The 18,716-nt window shown below is 34.5% G+C and carries 20 protein-coding genes; 15 read left to right on the plus strand and 5 right to left on the minus strand.

The features are described from left to right. Window positions 1-55 precede the first annotated feature (55 nt). On the minus strand, window positions 56-1,015 hold the full coding sequence (locus IGI43_RS15665) for a diacylglycerol/lipid kinase family protein (protein WP_438758712.1): 960 nt from the start codon (window positions 1,013-1,015) through the stop codon (window positions 56-58). A 240-nt stretch (window positions 1,016-1,255) separates the two neighbouring features. Here IGI43_RS15665 and IGI43_RS15670 point away from each other — a divergent pair, with 240 nt between their 5' ends. Next, window positions 1,256-1,762: a QueT transporter family protein gene (locus IGI43_RS15670; RefSeq protein ID WP_438758713.1), complete on the plus strand. Its 507-nt coding sequence runs from the start codon at window positions 1,256-1,258 to the stop codon at window positions 1,760-1,762. A gap of 175 nt (window positions 1,763-1,937) precedes the next feature. Continuing rightward, window positions 1,938-3,143 carry an aminoacyltransferase gene (locus IGI43_RS15675; RefSeq protein WP_438758714.1) on the plus strand — a complete coding sequence of 402 codons (1,206 nt, stop codon included), beginning with the start codon at window positions 1,938-1,940 and terminating at the stop codon, window positions 3,141-3,143. Between the two features lie 73 nt (window positions 3,144-3,216). On the opposite strand, the gene IGI43_RS15680 is transcribed toward IGI43_RS15675, so the two are convergent. From IGI43_RS15680 to IGI43_RS15695, 4 genes are read right to left on the minus strand one after another with little or no spacing between them, the layout of a single operon-like run. Then, window positions 3,217-3,861 (minus strand): ECF transporter S component, encoded by a 645-nt coding sequence (locus tag IGI43_RS15680; protein WP_438758715.1) that lies wholly within the window; start codon window positions 3,859-3,861, stop codon window positions 3,217-3,219. Window positions 3,862-3,877: 16 nt separating this feature from the next. Further along, the gene (gene coaC / locus IGI43_RS15685; RefSeq protein WP_438758716.1) at window positions 3,878-4,420 is read right to left on the minus strand and encodes a phosphopantothenoylcysteine decarboxylase; all 543 of its coding nucleotides are present in this window, start codon (window positions 4,418-4,420) and stop codon (window positions 3,878-3,880) included. After that, the gene (gene coaB / locus IGI43_RS15690; protein WP_438758717.1) at window positions 4,420-5,190 is read right to left on the minus strand and encodes a phosphopantothenate--cysteine ligase; all 771 of its coding nucleotides are present in this window, start codon (window positions 5,188-5,190) and stop codon (window positions 4,420-4,422) included. Before coaB ends, coaC begins: the two co-directional genes overlap by 1 nt. A 15-nt stretch (window positions 5,191-5,205) precedes the next feature. Then, a complete protein-coding gene (locus IGI43_RS15695) occupies window positions 5,206-6,198 on the minus strand; it encodes an oxidoreductase (RefSeq protein ID WP_438758718.1) in 993 nt (330 codons plus the stop codon). A gap of 231 nt (window positions 6,199-6,429) precedes the next feature. On the opposite strand from IGI43_RS15695, the gene IGI43_RS15700 reads away from it, so the two are divergent. The 13 genes from IGI43_RS15700 (at window position 6,430) to IGI43_RS15760 (ending at window position 18,677) form a co-directional block, all read left to right on the plus strand. Continuing rightward, on the plus strand, window positions 6,430-6,948 hold the full coding sequence (locus IGI43_RS15700; protein ID WP_438758719.1) for an FUSC family protein: 519 nt from the start codon (window positions 6,430-6,432) through the stop codon (window positions 6,946-6,948). A gap of 196 nt (window positions 6,949-7,144) precedes the next feature. Continuing rightward, the gene (locus tag IGI43_RS15705) at window positions 7,145-7,687 is read left to right on the plus strand and encodes a helix-turn-helix domain-containing protein (protein WP_438758720.1); all 543 of its coding nucleotides are present in this window, start codon (window positions 7,145-7,147) and stop codon (window positions 7,685-7,687) included. A gap of 135 nt (window positions 7,688-7,822) precedes the next feature. After that, window positions 7,823-8,908, plus strand: coding sequence for an ABC transporter ATP-binding protein (locus IGI43_RS15710; protein ID WP_438758721.1), 1,086 nt, complete (start codon window positions 7,823-7,825; stop codon window positions 8,906-8,908). An 11-nt stretch (window positions 8,909-8,919) separates the two neighbouring features. Continuing rightward, window positions 8,920-9,729, plus strand: a complete 810-nt coding sequence (locus tag IGI43_RS15715) for an ABC transporter permease (protein ID WP_438758722.1) — start codon at window positions 8,920-8,922, stop codon at window positions 9,727-9,729. Beyond that, window positions 9,726-10,562 carry an ABC transporter permease gene (locus IGI43_RS15720; protein WP_438758723.1) on the plus strand — a complete coding sequence of 279 codons (837 nt, stop codon included), beginning with the start codon at window positions 9,726-9,728 and terminating at the stop codon, window positions 10,560-10,562. The genes IGI43_RS15715 and IGI43_RS15720 overlap by 4 nt, the downstream gene beginning before the upstream one ends. Further along, window positions 10,559-11,632: an ABC transporter substrate-binding protein gene (locus IGI43_RS15725; protein ID WP_438758724.1), complete on the plus strand. Its 1,074-nt coding sequence runs from the start codon at window positions 10,559-10,561 to the stop codon at window positions 11,630-11,632. Before IGI43_RS15720 ends, IGI43_RS15725 begins: the two co-directional genes overlap by 4 nt. A gap of 118 nt (window positions 11,633-11,750) precedes the next feature. After that, window positions 11,751-12,014, plus strand: a complete 264-nt coding sequence (locus IGI43_RS15730) for a pyruvate formate lyase family protein (protein ID WP_438758725.1) — start codon at window positions 11,751-11,753, stop codon at window positions 12,012-12,014. Window positions 12,015-12,373: 359 nt separating this feature from the next. Next, window positions 12,374-13,675: a glucosaminidase domain-containing protein gene (locus tag IGI43_RS15735; RefSeq protein ID WP_438758726.1), complete on the plus strand. Its 1,302-nt coding sequence runs from the start codon at window positions 12,374-12,376 to the stop codon at window positions 13,673-13,675. Between the two features lie 558 nt (window positions 13,676-14,233). Continuing rightward, complete coding sequence (locus IGI43_RS15740) at window positions 14,234-14,524, plus strand: TIGR04197 family type VII secretion effector (RefSeq protein WP_438758727.1); 291 nt, start codon at window positions 14,234-14,236, stop codon at window positions 14,522-14,524. Continuing rightward, window positions 14,521-14,868 (plus strand): DUF3958 family protein, encoded by a 348-nt coding sequence (locus tag IGI43_RS15745; protein WP_438758728.1) that lies wholly within the window; start codon window positions 14,521-14,523, stop codon window positions 14,866-14,868. Before IGI43_RS15740 ends, IGI43_RS15745 begins: the two co-directional genes overlap by 4 nt. Further along, window positions 14,868-16,421 (plus strand): EndoU domain-containing protein, encoded by a 1,554-nt coding sequence (locus IGI43_RS15750; RefSeq protein ID WP_438758729.1) that lies wholly within the window; start codon window positions 14,868-14,870, stop codon window positions 16,419-16,421. Before IGI43_RS15745 ends, IGI43_RS15750 begins: the two co-directional genes overlap by 1 nt. Window positions 16,422-16,433: 12 nt before the next feature. Next, complete coding sequence (locus IGI43_RS15755) at window positions 16,434-16,841, plus strand: hypothetical protein (protein ID WP_438758730.1); 408 nt, start codon at window positions 16,434-16,436, stop codon at window positions 16,839-16,841. 588 nt (window positions 16,842-17,429) lie between these two features. Next, on the plus strand, window positions 17,430-18,677 hold the full coding sequence (locus IGI43_RS15760) for an IS256 family transposase (protein ID WP_438758731.1): 1,248 nt from the start codon (window positions 17,430-17,432) through the stop codon (window positions 18,675-18,677). Window positions 18,678-18,716: the final 39 nt, after the last annotated feature.

The following is an 18,716-nucleotide window of genomic DNA, read 5'->3' on the forward strand; positions in this document are numbered from 1 at the left end:
TAGGTTATGAAGGAAAAGTTATTGTACTTTTCCTTCATAACCTATTTTAATACGTTTAAAACCAAAATAATCTACTAGTTGTCCCGAAAGAAATATCCGTACTTCGTTTTCCTAAAATTTCTCCATCGGCATGAACATATTCAGGAACCGTTGAAATAATTCTGAATTTACTAGATTGAAAATGATGGAAGTATTTTGACTGCATCTGTTTTTTTTGAATCAATAATAGAATAAGCCAGAAAATTTTAAACAAATTGATTCGTTCCACTAATACAAAATCTAAAACTGGTTTACGTGGATCGGCCATTGGAGCTATGGGTACTCCACCACCAAAATAAGGATGTTTTGTTACCGTACATAAAAAAGCTCGATCGAATTCAATTTTTTTTCCATTGATTTCAACAAGAATTGGGAAGCCCTTTTGGGTGAATAATACCTTTAAAATAGAAAAAATATAAGACAAAGAACCCATATTAAATTTGTTTAATGTACTTTTTGAAGTAGAAGTATTAGCCGCATTGACGATTGCTGCATCTAAACCAATACCGATATTATTAACAGCTAATCCTGTTTCATCTTGAATTGATTCAGTATACGTGACAAGTTGGATTTCTTGTGGGATTTCAGCTTTAAGTAGTTGTAAAAAAGCTTTTTCTATCTGCCTAGAGATGCCCACTCCACGAGCAAAATCATTACCTGAACCACATGGGATATAACCAATCGGAATTTTAGAATCGAATGACTTTAAAGCATTGACTACGCTATGCAAAGTGCCGTCGCCTCCAAGAACAACTAAAAGTGGGAATGTTTCGATTTCAAGTTCATCATCCCAAGGAATCAATGTATCTTGAGCTAGGTTTTGAACGATCTCTGTTTCGTGGCCGGCATAACCTGTATAATAAGTCGTATAATCAATGTTGACTGTTTGCAATTGTTTACTAATTTTTTCAGCAGCGAGATGTCCGGTACCGCCACCCGCTTTTTCATTGATAACGAGATAAAAATGTTTCTTCATTTATTCCCTCCTTGTGCAAAGTCTTATTATAACAGACATGTGAAAAATTAAGAATAATGGATGCTTGAAAAATTTTAAATATGGAATCAAGAGCAGAAGGATTTATAAATTGTGAGTTATCATTGTGAAACGACGAATTATGAGATATAATGCCTACGTAGCATTTTTTGAGGAAGTGAATCCTCGACAAGGTTCATCAACCATCCCTTGTAAAAAAACTCGGAGAAAGAAGGGGAAACTATGCAAAATACTGTTTCATCAAACAGTAAAGTAAAAGCAATTACGATGAATGGCATTGTGATGGCGTTATATCTTGGTTTAACGATGTTAGTAGCACCCGTTTCGTCAGGACCGATCCAATTTAGAATTTCTGAAAGTTTGAATCATTTAGTTGTTTTCAATCGGAAATTGATGTGGGGCGTTTTAGGCGGAGTGGTTGTCTATAATTTTTTCTTTGGCTTTGGTGCCATGGATGCATTATATGGTGGGATACAAACATTTATTTCGCTTGGGCTAACCGCTTTATTGCAAAAAAGAGTGCCTAATACTATAGCACGTTTAGCGCTGAATACGCTATTTTTCACTGTGTCGATGTGTATTATCGCCTTTATGCTAGCGCCAAATGGTGGAGCGGCTTTTTGGGGAAATTACGCAACGTTGGCACTTAGCGAATTTGCAACGATGACGCTAGCTGCACCAGTGATGTATTGGATCAATAAATCCGTTCATTTTGAAAATCGACTTTGATCGATAAAAAAATAGAATAAGAATTCATTTTTGAGAGACTGAGTCAAGACTAGTGTAGTTTGGATCCAGTCTCTTAAAGTTTTCTAACCAATTTCATGAAAAACTTTACTGTTCCTGTTGAATAAATTATGATATGGTAATACAGAAGCTAAAATGTAGAGGAGTTTTTTTTATAATGTTTGAATTTAAAATTGGCATCGATGCTAAAGAACACGATAAGTTTGTGGAGAGCCATCCTTTATGTAATTTGTTGCAATCATCTGCCTGGGCAAAAGTGAAGGATAACTGGGGATCTGAAATTGTCGGTGTTTATGAAAATGGGATCTTAATTGCCTCTAGTTTGGTATTGATTAGACCATTACCAATGAAATTTTCGATGCTATACACACCGCGCGGCCCAATTATGGATTATACGAATTCAGAACTTGTTGCATTTTTCTTAAAAGAGTTAAAGCAATTCGGTAAGAAAAAACGTGCATTATTTGTAAAAATGGACCCGACTGTTCATTATAAAGATTTTCATATAGGTGAAGAGTCGACGATTGATCCAATGGCTCAACCCATTATCGATAATATCATCGCAAGCGGGGCGAAATATCAAGGTTTGACGATGGAAATGGACGCAACGATCCAACCACGTTTTCAAGCGAATATCTACAAAGAAGATTTTAGTGAAGAGCAATTATCAAAAAGCACGAAGAAAATGATGAAACAAGCGCAGAAAAAAGGGGTCAAAGTTACGTTGGGTCATACTGAATTGGTCGATGATTTTGCTAAAGTTATTGAATTAACGACCGAACGTCAAAATATTTCACTTAGAAATAGTGACTATTTTGAAAAACTATTAACAATTTATCCTGAAAATTCGTTTATCATGTTAGCACGAGTGAATTTGAAAGAGCGTTTTGAGGAAACCAAACTACGTTTTGATAAAAACAAAGAAGATCTAGCCAACTTAAAAGAAAATCAAGTGAAAAAGCGTCATAACTTAGAAGAACTTGATTTTTCTTTAACTCGAGAAATGAAGGAACTTGAAGAAAACATCGCACATTCAGGTGATATGGCAGTCGTGGCTGGTGCTTTAGCGATTACATTTGGCTCAACGAGTGAAATTCTGTATGCTGGGTTGGATGATCGTTATAAGCGTTATATGCCTGCATATGTAACGTGGTTTGATGCGATCAATGAATGTTTTGAACGAGGCTGTACAACTTGTAATATGGGTGGATTGGAAGGTAGTTTGAATGATGGGTTGATTAAGTTTAAGTCTAACTTCAATCCAACAGTCAATGAATTTATTGGGGAATTTGATTTGCCTGTGAATGGATTACTTTTTAAAGCCAGCGAGTATGCCTATAAATTGAAAAAACAGAAAAAATAAAAAAAGATAGAGGTTGTGACAAACACCGATGAGGGCTAGCGTTCCCATGGTTGTTTGTTTCAACCTCTATTTTTTACAATTTTTGTGTCGCATTATTTTTTACTAAGCGCAGTAAAACTGAAGTTACACCAACTGTAGCAATTGCCGCTACAATGGCTTCAACAACACCGCTAGTAAAAATCACCGTTAAAATTGCTGTATAAATTGCTGCACCATTGGCACCAATAATTTGTGCATAAGAATCTTTAAATAGAAAATAAATCAAGTTCATCACAAGAATCGTATTCGTAGCCGATCCTAGAAACCCTGCAACAAACAAACTAAAAGTTTGAGAAGTAGGATTATTTTTCGTCAATTTCTTTAAACCTATAAAGACAAAATACGGAACGACTCCGATCAAAATTCTTGGCACCATTGCAACGATTATTGCTTTAAGGCTACCTTGATCTGTCCCAATCACAGGAATGAATGGTGAGAACACAAAAGATAAGGGAGACAAAACGATAGTGCTGCGAATCATGCTGATGATACCGAAAACACCTCCCAAAAAGGCCCCGATTCTTGGACCTAAAACGATTGAAGCAATGATTACAGGAATGTGCATCGTTGTAGCGTTGATCGGTCCAATTGGGATGAATCCTAAAAAAGGAACGGCAGATAACAAAATCAAAATTGCTAAAAACATAGCAGTTAATGTAAATGTCTTTGTATTTTTCATAAATGACTCCTCAAAATTATTTCGTTGATCCTTCATTGATTGTAGCGACAATTTCTTCCACTGTTGCAAGCGCACCACGGCCAAAATCACCACAGGCTAATAAGGCTTCTCGGGGATCGATTTCATGATAACCGACTTCTTTCAATATTGATAAATTTCGTTGCATAATCGGATTTTGGTACATATAAGTATTCATTGCTGGTGCAATAAATTTAGGGACTTCTTCTTTCAAAGCCAAAGCTACAGTCGAGAGCATATCGTCGGCAATTCCGTGCGCTAATTTTGCTAACATATTAGCGGAAGCAGGAGCGACTAAAAAAAGATCTGCTTTTTTAGCTAATTCAATATGGTTGATCTTATCAGGAGCAATCTCTTCCATTACATCTGTATGAACTGGATTTTTTGACAAAGACTGCAATGTTAAAGGTGTAATGAACTTTGTACTATTGGTCGTCATGATGACTTCGACATTATAACCTAATTTGGTGAGTTGGCTAGTAATATCAGCTGCTTTATAGGCAGAAATACTACCTGAAATGCCTAATAATATTGTTTTCATCATTGGTTCCTCCATTTTTCTTCAACCTTTTTGACAATCAATTGAGCAATCTCGTTTTTAGTCTGAGCTGTTTCTGTTTGCCCATCAGAATCAATCAAGATTCCTTTATGTTGGTTGCCACGAATCTCTTCAAGGTCATTGGCTAAAACAAAGTCACAGCTGTTTTTGACTAAGATCGATTGACCGACTTGAATCAGTTCTTCAGTGGAAACGCCCACCAATAATTTGAATCCTACAAGTATCGTATGAGGTTGTTCTTGCTTCAGCATTGCAATTATTTTAGGGTTTTTCTTTAAAAAAAGCAAGAGTCGATCTGTTTTAGAAGGTATTTTTTTTTCTTGCTGGATCGATTTACTAATTTCATCTAAACTGTGGTAAAGTTCTTCGGTCAAATTGGCTAAATCAGATAAGGAATCATCTGTTGTTAATTTAGCTGCAAGTTTTTCGATAAAGTCATCTTCTGACAAGGTGGCTTCAGTTGTAAAGTCGCTGACAGCCATGCTATGAATGATACTATCAAATGTTTGATGCTTAAATTCATCAAGTAAAGCGGATTCCAATTCATTTGTTGTTTCGATTTCTACCAGCCTTAAATTTGAATCACTGGAAGGGCGGACTGCCTGAGGTGTAGTTACATACGTTACAAGATGTCCTTGCGCTAAAAAGGCTTCACCGATTGTCTTTCCTAAACGTCCTGTTGAGTGGTTTGTAATGGAACGAACATTATCGATTTTTTCAGAAGTTCCACCTGCAGTAATTAAGATATTCATAGATAATTTGCTCCTTTAACTGATTTTAACGATCGTGCGGCCAATATGAGTCCCTGCCTGCAACTGATCTAAGGTTTGGGTCAATTCTTGTAGCGTTATTTCATTTACTAGTTCATGACTACTTACATTTAAATCAGTAGCTAAACGTTGCCAAATAGCTAAACGTTTGTGCATTGGAACATTGACTGAATCGATCCCTAATAAAGTCACATTCCTTAAAATAAATGGCAAAACAGTCGTATTTAATTTGATCCCAGCCGCGTTTCCACAAATAGCGATGCTGCCGCCATAGTTAAGTTGAGATAATAATAGAGAACATATATCACCGCCAACGGTATCGATTGCAAAATCAATGGTTTGTTTTGCTAAAGGTTTGATTTTTTCTGGCATAAATTCATCTATTAAAAGTACTTCTGTCGCACCAATATTTTTCAAAGAAGGTATAGCTGATTTTTTTCGACTTAAGGCAATGATATTTTTGTATCCTCGTTTTTTTAGCATAGCAAGAGCTAAACTTCCCACCCCACCAGATGCGCCTGAAATTAAAATTTTGGACTCCTTGTTGGTAGCTAATCCTTGATTTTCAAGTGCTTGAATGCATAATGCAGCAGTAAAGCCAGCTGTACCAAAAACCATAGCTTCTTTTAAACTTAATCCATTAGGTAAAGGTACGACCCAATCGCCTGGCACACGAGCAATTTCAGCAAATCCACCAGTGTGTGTAACACCTAAACAGTAACCCGTTACTAGAACGTTTTGACCTTCTTGAAACCGATCGTCTTTGGTCGTTAGAATAGTACCACTTAAATCGATTCCGGGTATCATCGGATAATGACGAATGACACCGCCATCTTGTCTGATGGCAAGTGAATCTTTATAGTTGACAGAGGAGTACGCGATTTTAATAAGTACATCTCCTTCAGATAAATCAGTGTGTTCTATTTTTTCTACAGTGGTTTTAACATTTTCATTTATTTTCTTAACACGAAATCCAGAAAACTTTTCCATAAATATCCTCCTTGTAATATAGACGATGAATAGGCTTTTTTACTTTAATCAAAAAATTAGTGTGATTGTTTCTATCATAACATATTCTCTTTTTATCTTTAGCAAATATTTCTTGAAGACCCCTTCTTAATAGAAGAAAAATAAGTTAGAATAGAATGGATGGGCTTAATTATAATAAGATGAATAGAACTGCAATCGTCGTTTTGCACTATTTGAAAGGAATTTAGTTTGTTGAAATTAAAAATTGGTATGCGAACATTTAAAACAGGATTAAGTGTCTTTTTTTGTATTTTGGTCAGTATTTTATTGAAGAGGGAAACATATGTAGTTGCAGCGATCACAACAGTTTTTACCTTGAGAGAAGATATGGAAAATACGCTGAAGTACGGCAAACATCGTATTATTGGGAATGTCATGGGAGCGCTGATGTCAATCGTTGTGATTGCTGTTTTCAATTTATTAGGTAGAACAGAGCTTGTACAGTTGATTTTTATCCCACTGATCATTACGTTAATGATCGCATTGTTGGCTGGTTTGGGCTATCAAGAAGGGACCGTTGGGGCATGTGCAACGCTTTTAACGATTGTATTTATGATTCCAGCAAACCAATCGTATGGCTATGCATTTGCTAGGGTAGTCGATAGTTTTATTGGGATGGGCATTGCATTGTTAGTGAATTATTTTATCCCGTTAAAATTTACCAAAAAAAGAAGTTTAAAATCTGCAGAAAATGAGGAAGTGTCTGATTGATAGATGCTTTTTTATTTTTTTAAAATAACCAAATCGATGCTAGTATTAAAGAATGAGATGAAACTAAAAAAATAAAATATTATTGTTGAAATTTGTTGCTATTTTTTGAAAAATTTGTATACTAGAAAAGGTAAAATTAAACTTATAGTTTAGTATTAGCAAACTTTTATATATTTTTATGAAATGAGGTGGTTTAATGGAAATCGGTGAGAAGTTACGTAATTTACGTGTACAAAAGAATTTGACCCAAGAAGAACTAGGCGAACGAACAGATTTGACGAAAGGGTACATTTCTCAACTGGAACGTGATTTAAGTTCACCTTCAATGGAAACATTCTTCAATATTTTGGAAGTTTTAGGCATCACACCAGAACAATTTTTCAGTGAACAAATGTTGGAACAAAAAATCGTTTATAAAGATGACGATAGTACACTATATTACGATGAAGAAAATGGCTATGAATTAAAATGGCTAATTCCTGAATCGAATGAAAAAGAGATGGAACCCATTGTTTTGACATTTGACAAAAACGGTGAGTATAAAACGTTTGAACCTTCTTTATCTGAAACATTTATCTATGTGATCGATGGGTCTGTTTCATTGATTCTTGGGGAAACGACTTATTCTGCAAAAAAAGGGGAAGCAATGTATTATCAAGCCGCAGAACCCCATCAGCTGATCAATCATTCAAAAGGGAAAAGTCGCGTATTGATCGTTGCAACAGAATCTTATTTATAATGTCTGGTTTTAAGGCCAGCTTCTCGAGAAAAAGATAAAATTCAATTGTGAGAAAGAACGTCACACTCTGATTTTATTATTTTTCATTCGAGCTATAAAGAGTCCAGTATACTTTTATTAAAGGAGGATCAGCGAGTGAAAAAAAATATTATTACATTTGAAAATGTCGTCAAACAATATGATGATGAAAAAGTGCTGAAAAATGTCAGTTTTGATATAGAACAGGGAAAGTTTTATACGTTACTCGGTCCTTCAGGTTGTGGGAAAACAACGATTTTACGTATTTTAGCGGGTTTTGTCGATGCTACCGAAGGTGATATTTATTTTGATGGTCATAGAATTAACGATATTCCAGCAAATAAACGCCAAGTGAATACTGTGTTTCAAGATTATGCCTTGTTTCCACATATGAATGTATTTGATAATGTAGCATTTGGGCTTAAAATCAAAAAGATAGCGAAAACAGATATTGAGAAAAAAGTTAAAGATGCGCTACGCATGGTTCAGTTACCTGGTTATGAAACTCGAGAAATCAGCGAAATGTCTGGTGGTCAACGTCAGCGTGTAGCGATTGCGCGTGCTATTGTGAATGAACCTAAAGTGCTGCTTTTAGACGAGCCACTTTCTGCGTTGGATTTAAAATTACGAACGGATATGCAATATGAGTTACGTGAGTTACAGCAACGTCTAGGCATTACTTTTATATTTGTTACCCATGATCAAGAAGAAGCGCTAGCGATGAGCGATGAAATTTTTGTTATGAACAAAGGTCATATCGTGCAAAGTGGTACGCCAGTTGATATTTATGATGAACCAATCAATCACTTTGTAGCAGATTTCGTGGGGGAAAGTAATATTGTTAACGGGACGATGATCGAAGATAATTTAGTAGAATTTGTAGGAAAACGTTTTGAATGTGTGGATGGTGGGATGCGCCAAGCTGAAGCAGTTGAAATAATGCTGCGTCCTGAAGATTTGACAATCACCACTGCAGATAAAGGGAAATTAGTCGTGACGGTTGATACACAGTTATTTCGTGGGGTTCACTATGAAATCATTTGTTATGATGAAGATCAAAATGAGTGGATGGTTCATTCCACTAAAAAAGCGACAGAAGGGGCAAAAGTTGGTTTATTCTTTGAACCAGAAGACATTCATGTGATGCGTTTTAATGAGTCAGAGGAAGAATTCGATGCCCGCTTAGAAAGTTACGAAGAATAGGAGGAGTAATAATGAAAACAATGCGTCGGATTTATTCGATTCCTTATATGATGTGGCTGCTATTCTTTGTGATTGCGCCCGTTTTAATGATTATTTATCAGTCTTTCTTTAATATGAATGGACAATTTACTTTAGAAAATTATCGAACTTATTTTACTTCAGGCACTTATTTAAGTATGACGCTTAATTCAGTCTGGTATGCGTTTTTGATAACCTTGTTTACACTCTTGATCAGTTACCCAACAGCGTATTTTTTGACAAAGTTGAAACATAAACAATTATGGCTGATGCTGGTGATTTTACCGACGTGGGTGAATCTTTTGCTGAAAGCTTACGCATTTATTGGGATTTTTAGTATTCATGGGAATGTCAATCAATTTTTAGGCTTTCTAGGCATTGGGCCACAGCAAATATTATTTACTGATTTTAGTTTTCTATTTGTAGCGACGTATATTGAAATTCCGTTTATGATTTTACCGATTTTCAATGCGCTTGAGGAGTTGAATCCTTCGTTGATCAGTGCCAGTCGAGATCTTGGCGCGAATAGTGTTGAAACTTTTCAACGAGTGATTTTTCCGCTTTCATTGAACGGTGTAAAAAGTGGCGTTCAAGCCGTCTTTATACCGTCTTTGTCCTTATTCATGTTGACACGATTGATTGGTGGAAATCGTGTGATCACATTAGGAACAGCGATTGAAGAACATTTTATGGTGACACAAAACTGGGGGATGGGGTCAACGATTGGTGTTATTTTGATTGTTGCGATGTTTATCGTGATGTTGTTGACAGGTGAGAAGAAGAAAAAGGGGCGGGTGAAATGACAAAGAAAAAAATTAAATGGTCTTATCTTTATCTGATCATCGTTTTTGCTTTATTGTATGCGCCAATTTTCTATCTGATTTTTTACTCATTCAATGACACCGATACGATGAACCAATTTACTGGTTTTACGCTTGCGAATTATACTGCTGTATTTGAAGATACACGGTTGTTGATCATTGTGTTAAACACTTTTTTATTGGCTTTTTTATCAGCGTTATTAGCAACAATCATTGGTACATTTGGTGCGATGGCTATTTATTATACAAGGCGTAGAAAAACAAGAACGACCTTGATGAGTTTTAATAATATTTTGCTTGTTTCGCCAGACGTGATCATTGGTGCAAGTTTTTTGATTTTTTTTACAGCTGTAGGTTTTATTAGTTTGGGATTTACTAGTGTATTATTGTCACATATCGCATTTAGTATTCCGATCGTAGTGCTAATGGTGCTGCCAAAACTACAAGAAATGAATGACTCGATGGTGGATGCTGCGCGCGATCTAGGTGCTAATAATGTGCAGCTTATCAAGAATATTATTTTGCCCTTTTTAGCACCAGGGATCATTGCGGGTTATTTTATGGCATTTACGTATTCGTTAGACGATTTTGCGGTGACCTTTTTCGTTACAGGAAATGGATTCTCGACTCTTTCTGTTGAAATCTATTCCAGAGCAAGACAAGGAATCAGTTTAGAAATCAATGCGTTAAGTGCGCTAGTGTTTATTTTTTCTATGATTTTAGTCATTGGCTATTATTTTATCAGTCAAGATAATACCTCTAAGCGCATGAAAAAAATACGTCGAGAACAAAGCGAGGTGGCTAAACTTAAATGAAAAAACTACAATCTTTGTTTATCGGTATTTTAGCGATCATCCTGATTCTTTTTTTAAGCGTCCGTCAACTGGAAAAAACCAGCGGAATGGCTGGTGCTGATACCTTGACGATTTATAATTGGGGCGATTATATCGATCCAGACTTATTACGTAAATTTGAAAAGGAATCAGGGTATAAAGTCAATTATGAAACCTTTGATTCAAACGAAGCAATGTTTACGAAAATCCAGCAGGGGGGAACGGCTTATGATATCACGATTCCTTCTGAATATATGATCCAAAAAATGATGAAAGAAAAAATGTTATTACCGATCGATCATAAGAAACTAACTGGACTACAAAATATCGATGAACGTTTTTTGAATTTAGATTTTGACCCACAAAATAACTATTCGATCCCTTATTTTTGGGGAACGTTAGGTATCATCTATAATGATAAATTTATCGGAGAAGATGAAATAAAACATTGGAATGATTTGTGGAAACCAGAATTGAAAGACAATGTGATGCTGATCGATGGAGCAAGGGAAGTATTAGGATTCTCTTTAAACAGTTTAGGCTATTCTCTAAATAGCAAGAACAATCAAGAGCTGCGTGAAGCAACAAATAAATTAAATAAATTAACGACAAATGTCAAAGCGATCGTAGCTGATGAAATTAAAATGTATATGATCAATGAAGAAAGCGCAGCCGCTGTAACGTTTTCTGGTGAAGCTGCTGAAATGCTCGATGGGAATGAACATCTTCATTATGTGATTCCATCAGAAGGCTCTAATCTTTGGTTTGATAATATCGTGATCCCTAAAACAGCAAAAAATATCAAAGGTTCATATGCGTTTATCAATTTTATGTTGAGACCTGAAAATGCTGCTCAGAATGCAGAATATATTGGCTATTCAACACCTAATCAGGCTGCAAAAAAACTATTGCCCAAAGAAATTTCTAGTGATGAACAATTTTATCCAAATGATGAAGTGATCAAGCATTTAGAAGTTTATGAAGACTTAGGTGCAAAATATTTGGGAATTTATAATGATTTGTTTCTTGAGTTTAAAATGTATCGGAAATAATGAGTGTTTCAGCTATAAATTTCCTAATTGTTTCAAATAGGTTAGGACATAACTTTACGGGTTATATCCTAGCCTATTTTCGTTTGATTTAAGTTTTGAACGTGATGCTCCAGATGTTTTGTGTTCTATTCTCACTAAAGATTACATTAGTCGAGGAAAGACGATTAAAGAAGGTAATCCATTTTATGCTTTCATTTCAGGTCTTCAAGTGGGAATTGCAAACTTAGCTGATTTATTAGCAGCGAATAGACAGTTAGTTTTTGAGCTTTGGGAAGTGTTGATCAGAAACTATCAAAGTGACCGCAGCAAAGATATTCAGCGAATGATCATTCAATACACATCGGAATATAAAAATGATGAAGAAAAAGAGAAGTTTATCTAAAATGACAAGAAGCCAGATGAAAAGAGATCATTCTTTGTCTGAAGCGTAAATTTTTTTCGAAACTTTCTAAACTTTTAAATCAAATACATGATTTTTCGATATACCTATGGTAAAATTAATATAACTTGTAGAAGGTTAAACGAAGTTTTTAGAGGTAGGGTAGTTGGATAGTTTAAAGAGAAATGAAAACGCAGTAGTCGTTGGGGATTTCTCGCATTTCATCATCAAGCTATTTTAATTACTAGGACGATCAAAAAATCAGTTTAGTAGTAAGTGCTTTAAACGTTTTTATTTAAAAGGAAGAAGAAACCAATAAAAACATCAGAATCTTTAATATATTTTGAGAGGAACTAAAAGGAATGAAGAGAAAAATATTATCACTGCAGATGATTTGTGTACTGCTCAGTGTCAATTTAATTCCAGTTGTTGGTCATGCGGATGAATTAACACATTCAGAGTCAAGCACAATTGAAGAGGCAACACCTGAAACAACTGAAAGTTCTTCAACAGAAGACTCTACAACAACGACAGATTCGTCTACATCAGAGACGGAAACGGGTAGCAGTGAAACCAATAACAGCACAGAATCTACAGAGGAGGTACAACCTCCTACAAGCAGTCAAGAAGTGACAGATGAGACACAACCGAGTGCTCCAGTTGAAACTGTTACGGAACAACCAGTTCAGCCAACGACCGATCACGCGCCTACTGAAGCACAATTGGATCAAACAATCAAAATCGTTAAGAATGAACCCACAGAAACGTTCATTCGCCGTATTGGTGAAAAAGCTCGTGCTGTAGGCCAAAAAAAAGATTTATATGCTTCAGTTATGATCGCACAAGCAATTTTAGAATCAGGCTCTGGCAATAGTGATTTAAGTCAACAACCGTATCACAATCTTTTTGGAATCAAGGGTGAATACAAAGGAGAAAAAGTTGTCTTTTCTACTCAAGAAGATGACGGATCAGGCAATTGGTTTACCATCGATGCAGCGTTCAAGAAATACCCTGGTTATAAAGAATCATTTGAAGACTATGCTAAGTTGATGAAGGAAGGTATAGATTCAAATAAAACGATTTATTCAGGTACTTGGAAATCAAATGCAGTAAGCTATCGTGAAGCGACTAAATCTTTAACGGGTTTGTATGCTACTGATACTAGCTATGATCAAAAATTAAATGCTTTTATCGAAGAGTATGACTTGACTGAATATGACAAAGAAAAACCATCTACTTCAACTAGTGGAATCATAGTTTCAGATAGTCATCCAGATAGTGATTTTAAAGAATATACTGGAGAAACTTACTCTGGTTCAGAAGCTTATGCTATAGGAAATTGCACGCAATATGTATACAACCGCATTGTTCAATTAAAAGGTTATGTAGAGACCACGATGGGGAATGGAATGGATTGGGGAACAACTGGAAAAGCCAATGGTTATGAAGTATCTAACAAACCTAAAGCTGGAACGGCTGTCAGCTTCCAACCAACTGTTGCTGGTGCGGATGGAACATATGGACATGTAGCGTTTGTTGAACATGTTTATGATGATGGTTCCATTCTAATTTCAGAAATGAATGTTGCTGGCCTAGGTATAGTTTCATTCAGAGTCATCGATAAAGACACAGCGAATAAATTAGCTTATGTAACACCTAAGTAAAAAATACGTCAATGATAGTATCGAACAAAGTTTGATGCTATCATTGACTTTTTTATTGTCAAAAGAATGCTATTTACTTTTTCTTAAGTATTCTATAGAAAACCTAAATGATTTGGGCATAGTTTCTTCAAATCTTCAGTTTAATATGTATACATACCCAATAACAAACCCAAACAAAACACTTTTTCATTTTTACTCCTCAAGTAAAAAGAACTCCTTGCCACCGCCTACCCAGCGGTGGTTATTTTTATCGAAAAATGCCTAAAGGTGTGTAAGAAGAAGAGTTCAAAATTTCAAAAAGAAAAATGGTTAGTTTTACCAATAGATATTTTCCGAAAATTTAATACGAGATTAGTGATTGTGAAGGAATTTTTGCAATCACTTTTTTTGCATTTTATTGAGTAAAAGTTAGAAAAAATAGTGAATCAAAAATATTATAGATTTTAATATTTTAATTTTAGAACTAAATATATATTCAAAAGTAAAAAATTAACTATTACGAAAATGATATGTGTGATAATATTTTATTACAATTAGTTTTATGAGGAGGATTAACTGATGGCAATAAAAAGTAATTTGGCAGGTGCAAATCAAAAGGCTACTGCATTAAGAAGTGCAACAGATAGGTTAATACAACAATCAAGCATAAATAGTGATTCCCGAACAACAGTGGCAGGAAATACAAATGCTCAAGTAGCCATTACTGCTGCACAAGAAACAGCAACTAAGGTAGCACAGGCAGTGTTTACAGCATCCAATAATTTACAAAGTGTAGCTAAAGATTTTGAGGCATTAGACCAGACGGTTGCAAAAACTCTATTTAAGCCAATTGGTGGGTTAGGTAAATGAGAAGATTAGAAGATATTCAAAAAGAAGAAAAACAATTATATTTAAAAGAAGAAACATTAATTGGTGAAGTAAATCAATTAAAACGAGTTAGAGAAACCTATGATCAACATTTCCATGAGGTAAGACATTTTATTGATGATATTTGTTATCAGTTTGATAAAAATGAACAAGGAAATTTTTTCAAATCAATTTTTGATGAATTTTCTCAAAAATCAAGACAAGTAATGGATTGTTTAGAAAATGATGAAGAAGAATTACGTATACAAAAAAAGAAAGTTTTGAACCAATTAGATGATATCGGTTATGAAAAGAGAAAAGCGTTTGCAGAGGAGGATGGAAAATAATGAGTGTTGATATGTATGTTTCTGCATCACAAAATCAAGCATCAAGTGTATCTACTATGTGCAAATCGCAAGCAGAGGGATATCAAGAATTGCAAAAAGCAATCAATGATTTTACATTAAATGCCCCATTTTTAACAGGAAAAGTATATGATTCTGCAAAAGATTATTTTCAGTCGGTTCTATATCCTTTAGCACAAGGTGGTATACTGTTATCTGAAGCAGTAGAAAAAGCAGTGAAGAAATTTCCAGAAGAATATATTTCTCAGGTAGATAGTGGAGATTTAAAAGAGTCAGAATTACAAGAAAAGATTAGACAGGCAGATAGATTATTGAATCAGGCAGAAGATATTCGAAGAGAATTAAATTCTTCAAAAACACCTGATATTACAAAATCATTCCAGTTAAATGCTAACTCTATGCTAATTGGGATGTATAGTGCATCCAAACAAAAATTGGAAGAACAATTACGTAAATTATTAGCATTTAATGCAAGTTCACCTTCAATATTTTCTGAAATCTCTAGCTTACAAAGTGCAGTAAATCAAGGACTAGCACAAACAAGTATTGCATGGAATGCGGCAACAGGAACATTTACTATTCCAGAAGATTTATCTTGGAGAGATACTATAGGCGATAAATGGAAACTTTATCAGGATAACATACATGGAATAAATGAAAAGAAGAATAAAGAACTAGAAAAATATAATGTCTATGCAGTAATCTATACAGATGCAGATGGAAACCCAAAAATTTCATGGCAAATAGAGGACAAAAAAACAGGTTATGGTATAACGAATCCAGAGTTATATAGATATTTATCAAAAGCAGGAAATTATCTTGATTCCGATTTAATTCAATTTATGACTTATGATGCTTACGATAAAAAAATAAAATCTGGTTGGAGAAATGGTATTAATTATGTAACTGGAGAAAAATTGAATCCAGTTTTAGGTGGTATTGTTGCAGGTTCACAATATATCGAAGATGGGGTAAATTGGATAAATGAATCTGAACTAGGGCAAGCAATCCAAATTTTAGGTTTTACTTATGCATCATACAAAATTACAACCTCGAGTGGAACGAAACAAATAAATAGTGGTAACACAAAGCAAGTAAATTCAGTAATCACTCCTGAAATGGAAGAAAAAATTCTTTGGGGACAGAGAAAAAATCCTAATAAAAATGAAATTATTGGTGGACATTCACCAGAAATTAATAATAACCATCCTAATTATGCCACTGAAACTATTAAGGTTAATGCTGATGGAACAAGAGATTTTAAATATACGACACAATTTTCGGATGGAAATCTTGCGAAAATAAAAAATAGTACGGTTTTTCCAGATAGTTGGACTGATACTAAAATTTTAAATGGTGTAAGAGAAATTAGTAACTCTTCTCCAATAAGTGTCAGAGGTAGAGACGGTGCTACTTTTCATAGAGGAATTGTTGACGGTGTAGAAATAGATGTAATAAAATTAGGAGATAACATTATTAGTGGTTATCCAACAGGGCAAGTAAATGCTCCAATACCAGGGGGATTTACCAAATAAGGAGGAAAATTAATGTATGAAAAAGTAGATGCAGTTTTAAGTGAGAATAGTTCAGATAACTATTTTTATGATGATGAATTTATGTATGTACAAGAATTAATGAAAGACTTTACTGAAGTTGACTGGAAAAAATTAACGGAAAACTTAAAAGACAAGGATGATAAATATAAAATTAGATTAGCCTACTGTATTGATGAAGATACAAAAATGAATGGATTTAATGTATTACTAGATTTAATTAATGGAAATGATGAGGTTGCAGAATATGCGATAGATTCTTTACGTTCTTTTGATAAAGAAGAATACAAAAATTTAATTGCTTCTGATAAGAAAATAATTAATAAGGCAAAAGCTTTGCTAGAGGATGCAAGTCTACCTGTTAAAAGAATCTTAGAAGCATTCTTGCAACAAAATCAGTAATTTGAAATAAACAATTAATATGTTAATTGAAGAGAAAAATATATTAAGCTAGTAAGAGGATAATTAATAGTATGAATACTTGGAGAAAACGATTGAGTAAATACGTTACAACTAACAGAGTATGGCAAATATCTGCATGTTATCTTGGTATAATTGCATTGTTAGATTTTTTTTCATGTTCAATATAATTATTTATCAGGAGAAATTCTAATACATCCTTTTATTTCCATATTAGTTATAGTTGAGATTATATTAATAGTACTTCTAATTTTTAAAACAAAGTTAGGGTACTTGTTGACAGTTGTCTATTTATTGTTGGTAGCATTAATAAAAATACTTCAATTATTAACTATGAAAAGCCTTATGCAAATACTGGAAGTACAGCTGTAACTACTGATGAATAAAGGTTTATTACGTTACCATTGTTTCATATTTATGTCAACTTTACATAGAAAATTATTTCTGTTATAAAAAAAGAGAGTGTAAAATAAACTGTGTAAGTAGCTAATTCTAGATAAGTTACTTATACAGTTTTTCTTTTCGTGTAAAGAAAATTCAGATAAAATAAAAATGAAAGGATGCGAGAATATGGCAAGACAGAAAAGAGATTCTAAAACCGTCGAACTAGCGAAAACTATTCTAGAAAACTACAATCCTGAAAATGTCGATGACATGCAAGAAGCGCTAAAAGATATTTTTGGTCCCTTATTTGAACAAATGCTTCAAGGCGAAATGACCCATCATTTAGGCTACGATATTCACTCAAAACAGGAGAAAGAAACGAACAATCGAAGAAATGGATTCGGCTCTAAGAAAGTAAAAACAAGCTTTGGAGAAGTCCCTATTGATGTACCTAGAGACAGAGAAGCCACGTTTGAACCAGAACTTATTAAGAAACGTGAACGGGATGTTTCAGCTATCGAATCAAAGGTTTTGTCCATGTATGCCAGAGGCATGTCTCAAAGAGACATCGCTCATACCATTGATGATATTTATGGGTTCTCCATTTCTCACGAAATGATTTCTACAATCACCGATTCTGTTCTTCCAGAACTGGAGGAATGGCAAAATCGCCCTTTGGCGAAGTGTTATGCCTTTGTTTTTGTGGATTGTATGTATGTGACGTTAAGAGAAAATTATGAAGTCAAAGAATACGCTGTTTATACAATTCTTGGCTATGATTTAAAAGGAAAAAAAGATATTTTAGGGTTGTGGTTGAATGAAACCGAGAGTAAAAACCGCTGGATGCAGATTTTTGATGAATTGAAATCTCGCGGTGTACAGGACATTTTCTTTATGTCTATGGATGATGTTTCTGGTCTTGAAGATGGAGCAAAATCTATTTTTCCAAAGGTGATCGTTCAACGCTGTATCGTCCATTTAGTGCGTAATGCGCTTCGGTATGTTCCTTATAAAGACTACAAGGAATTTTCTCGGGAAATGAAAAAGTTTTATGGTGCTCCTTCGTTAAAAGCTTGTCAGAGTGCTTTTGATGCCTTTCAAAAACGGTGGTCACACTACTCAGGTGCTGTAGAGGTTTGGAAACGTAATTTTTCTCATGTGGAACAACTTTATGATTATGGTAGCGCAGTGCGTAAAATTATGTACACAACAAATGCCATTGAAAGTATTCATTCTAGCTTTAGAAAAGTAACTAAAAAAGGCGCATTTCCAAATGAAACCGCCCTTTTAAAGCTTCTTTATCTACGAGTAAAAGAATTAGAAAAGAAATGGAAAGCTGGTTTTATTCCCAATTGGCCAATGGTCTTAAATCAATTAATGGCGAATGAACAGTTTTCTGAGCGCATCAACACTTATAGCTTATATATTTCCTAGTCACTGTTGCATCAAAAAAGAACATCAAATTTTCCTTTT

This window comes from Enterococcus sp. AZ126, assembly GCF_051714545.1.
Lineage (GTDB): Bacteria > Bacillota > Bacilli > Lactobacillales > Enterococcaceae > Enterococcus_L.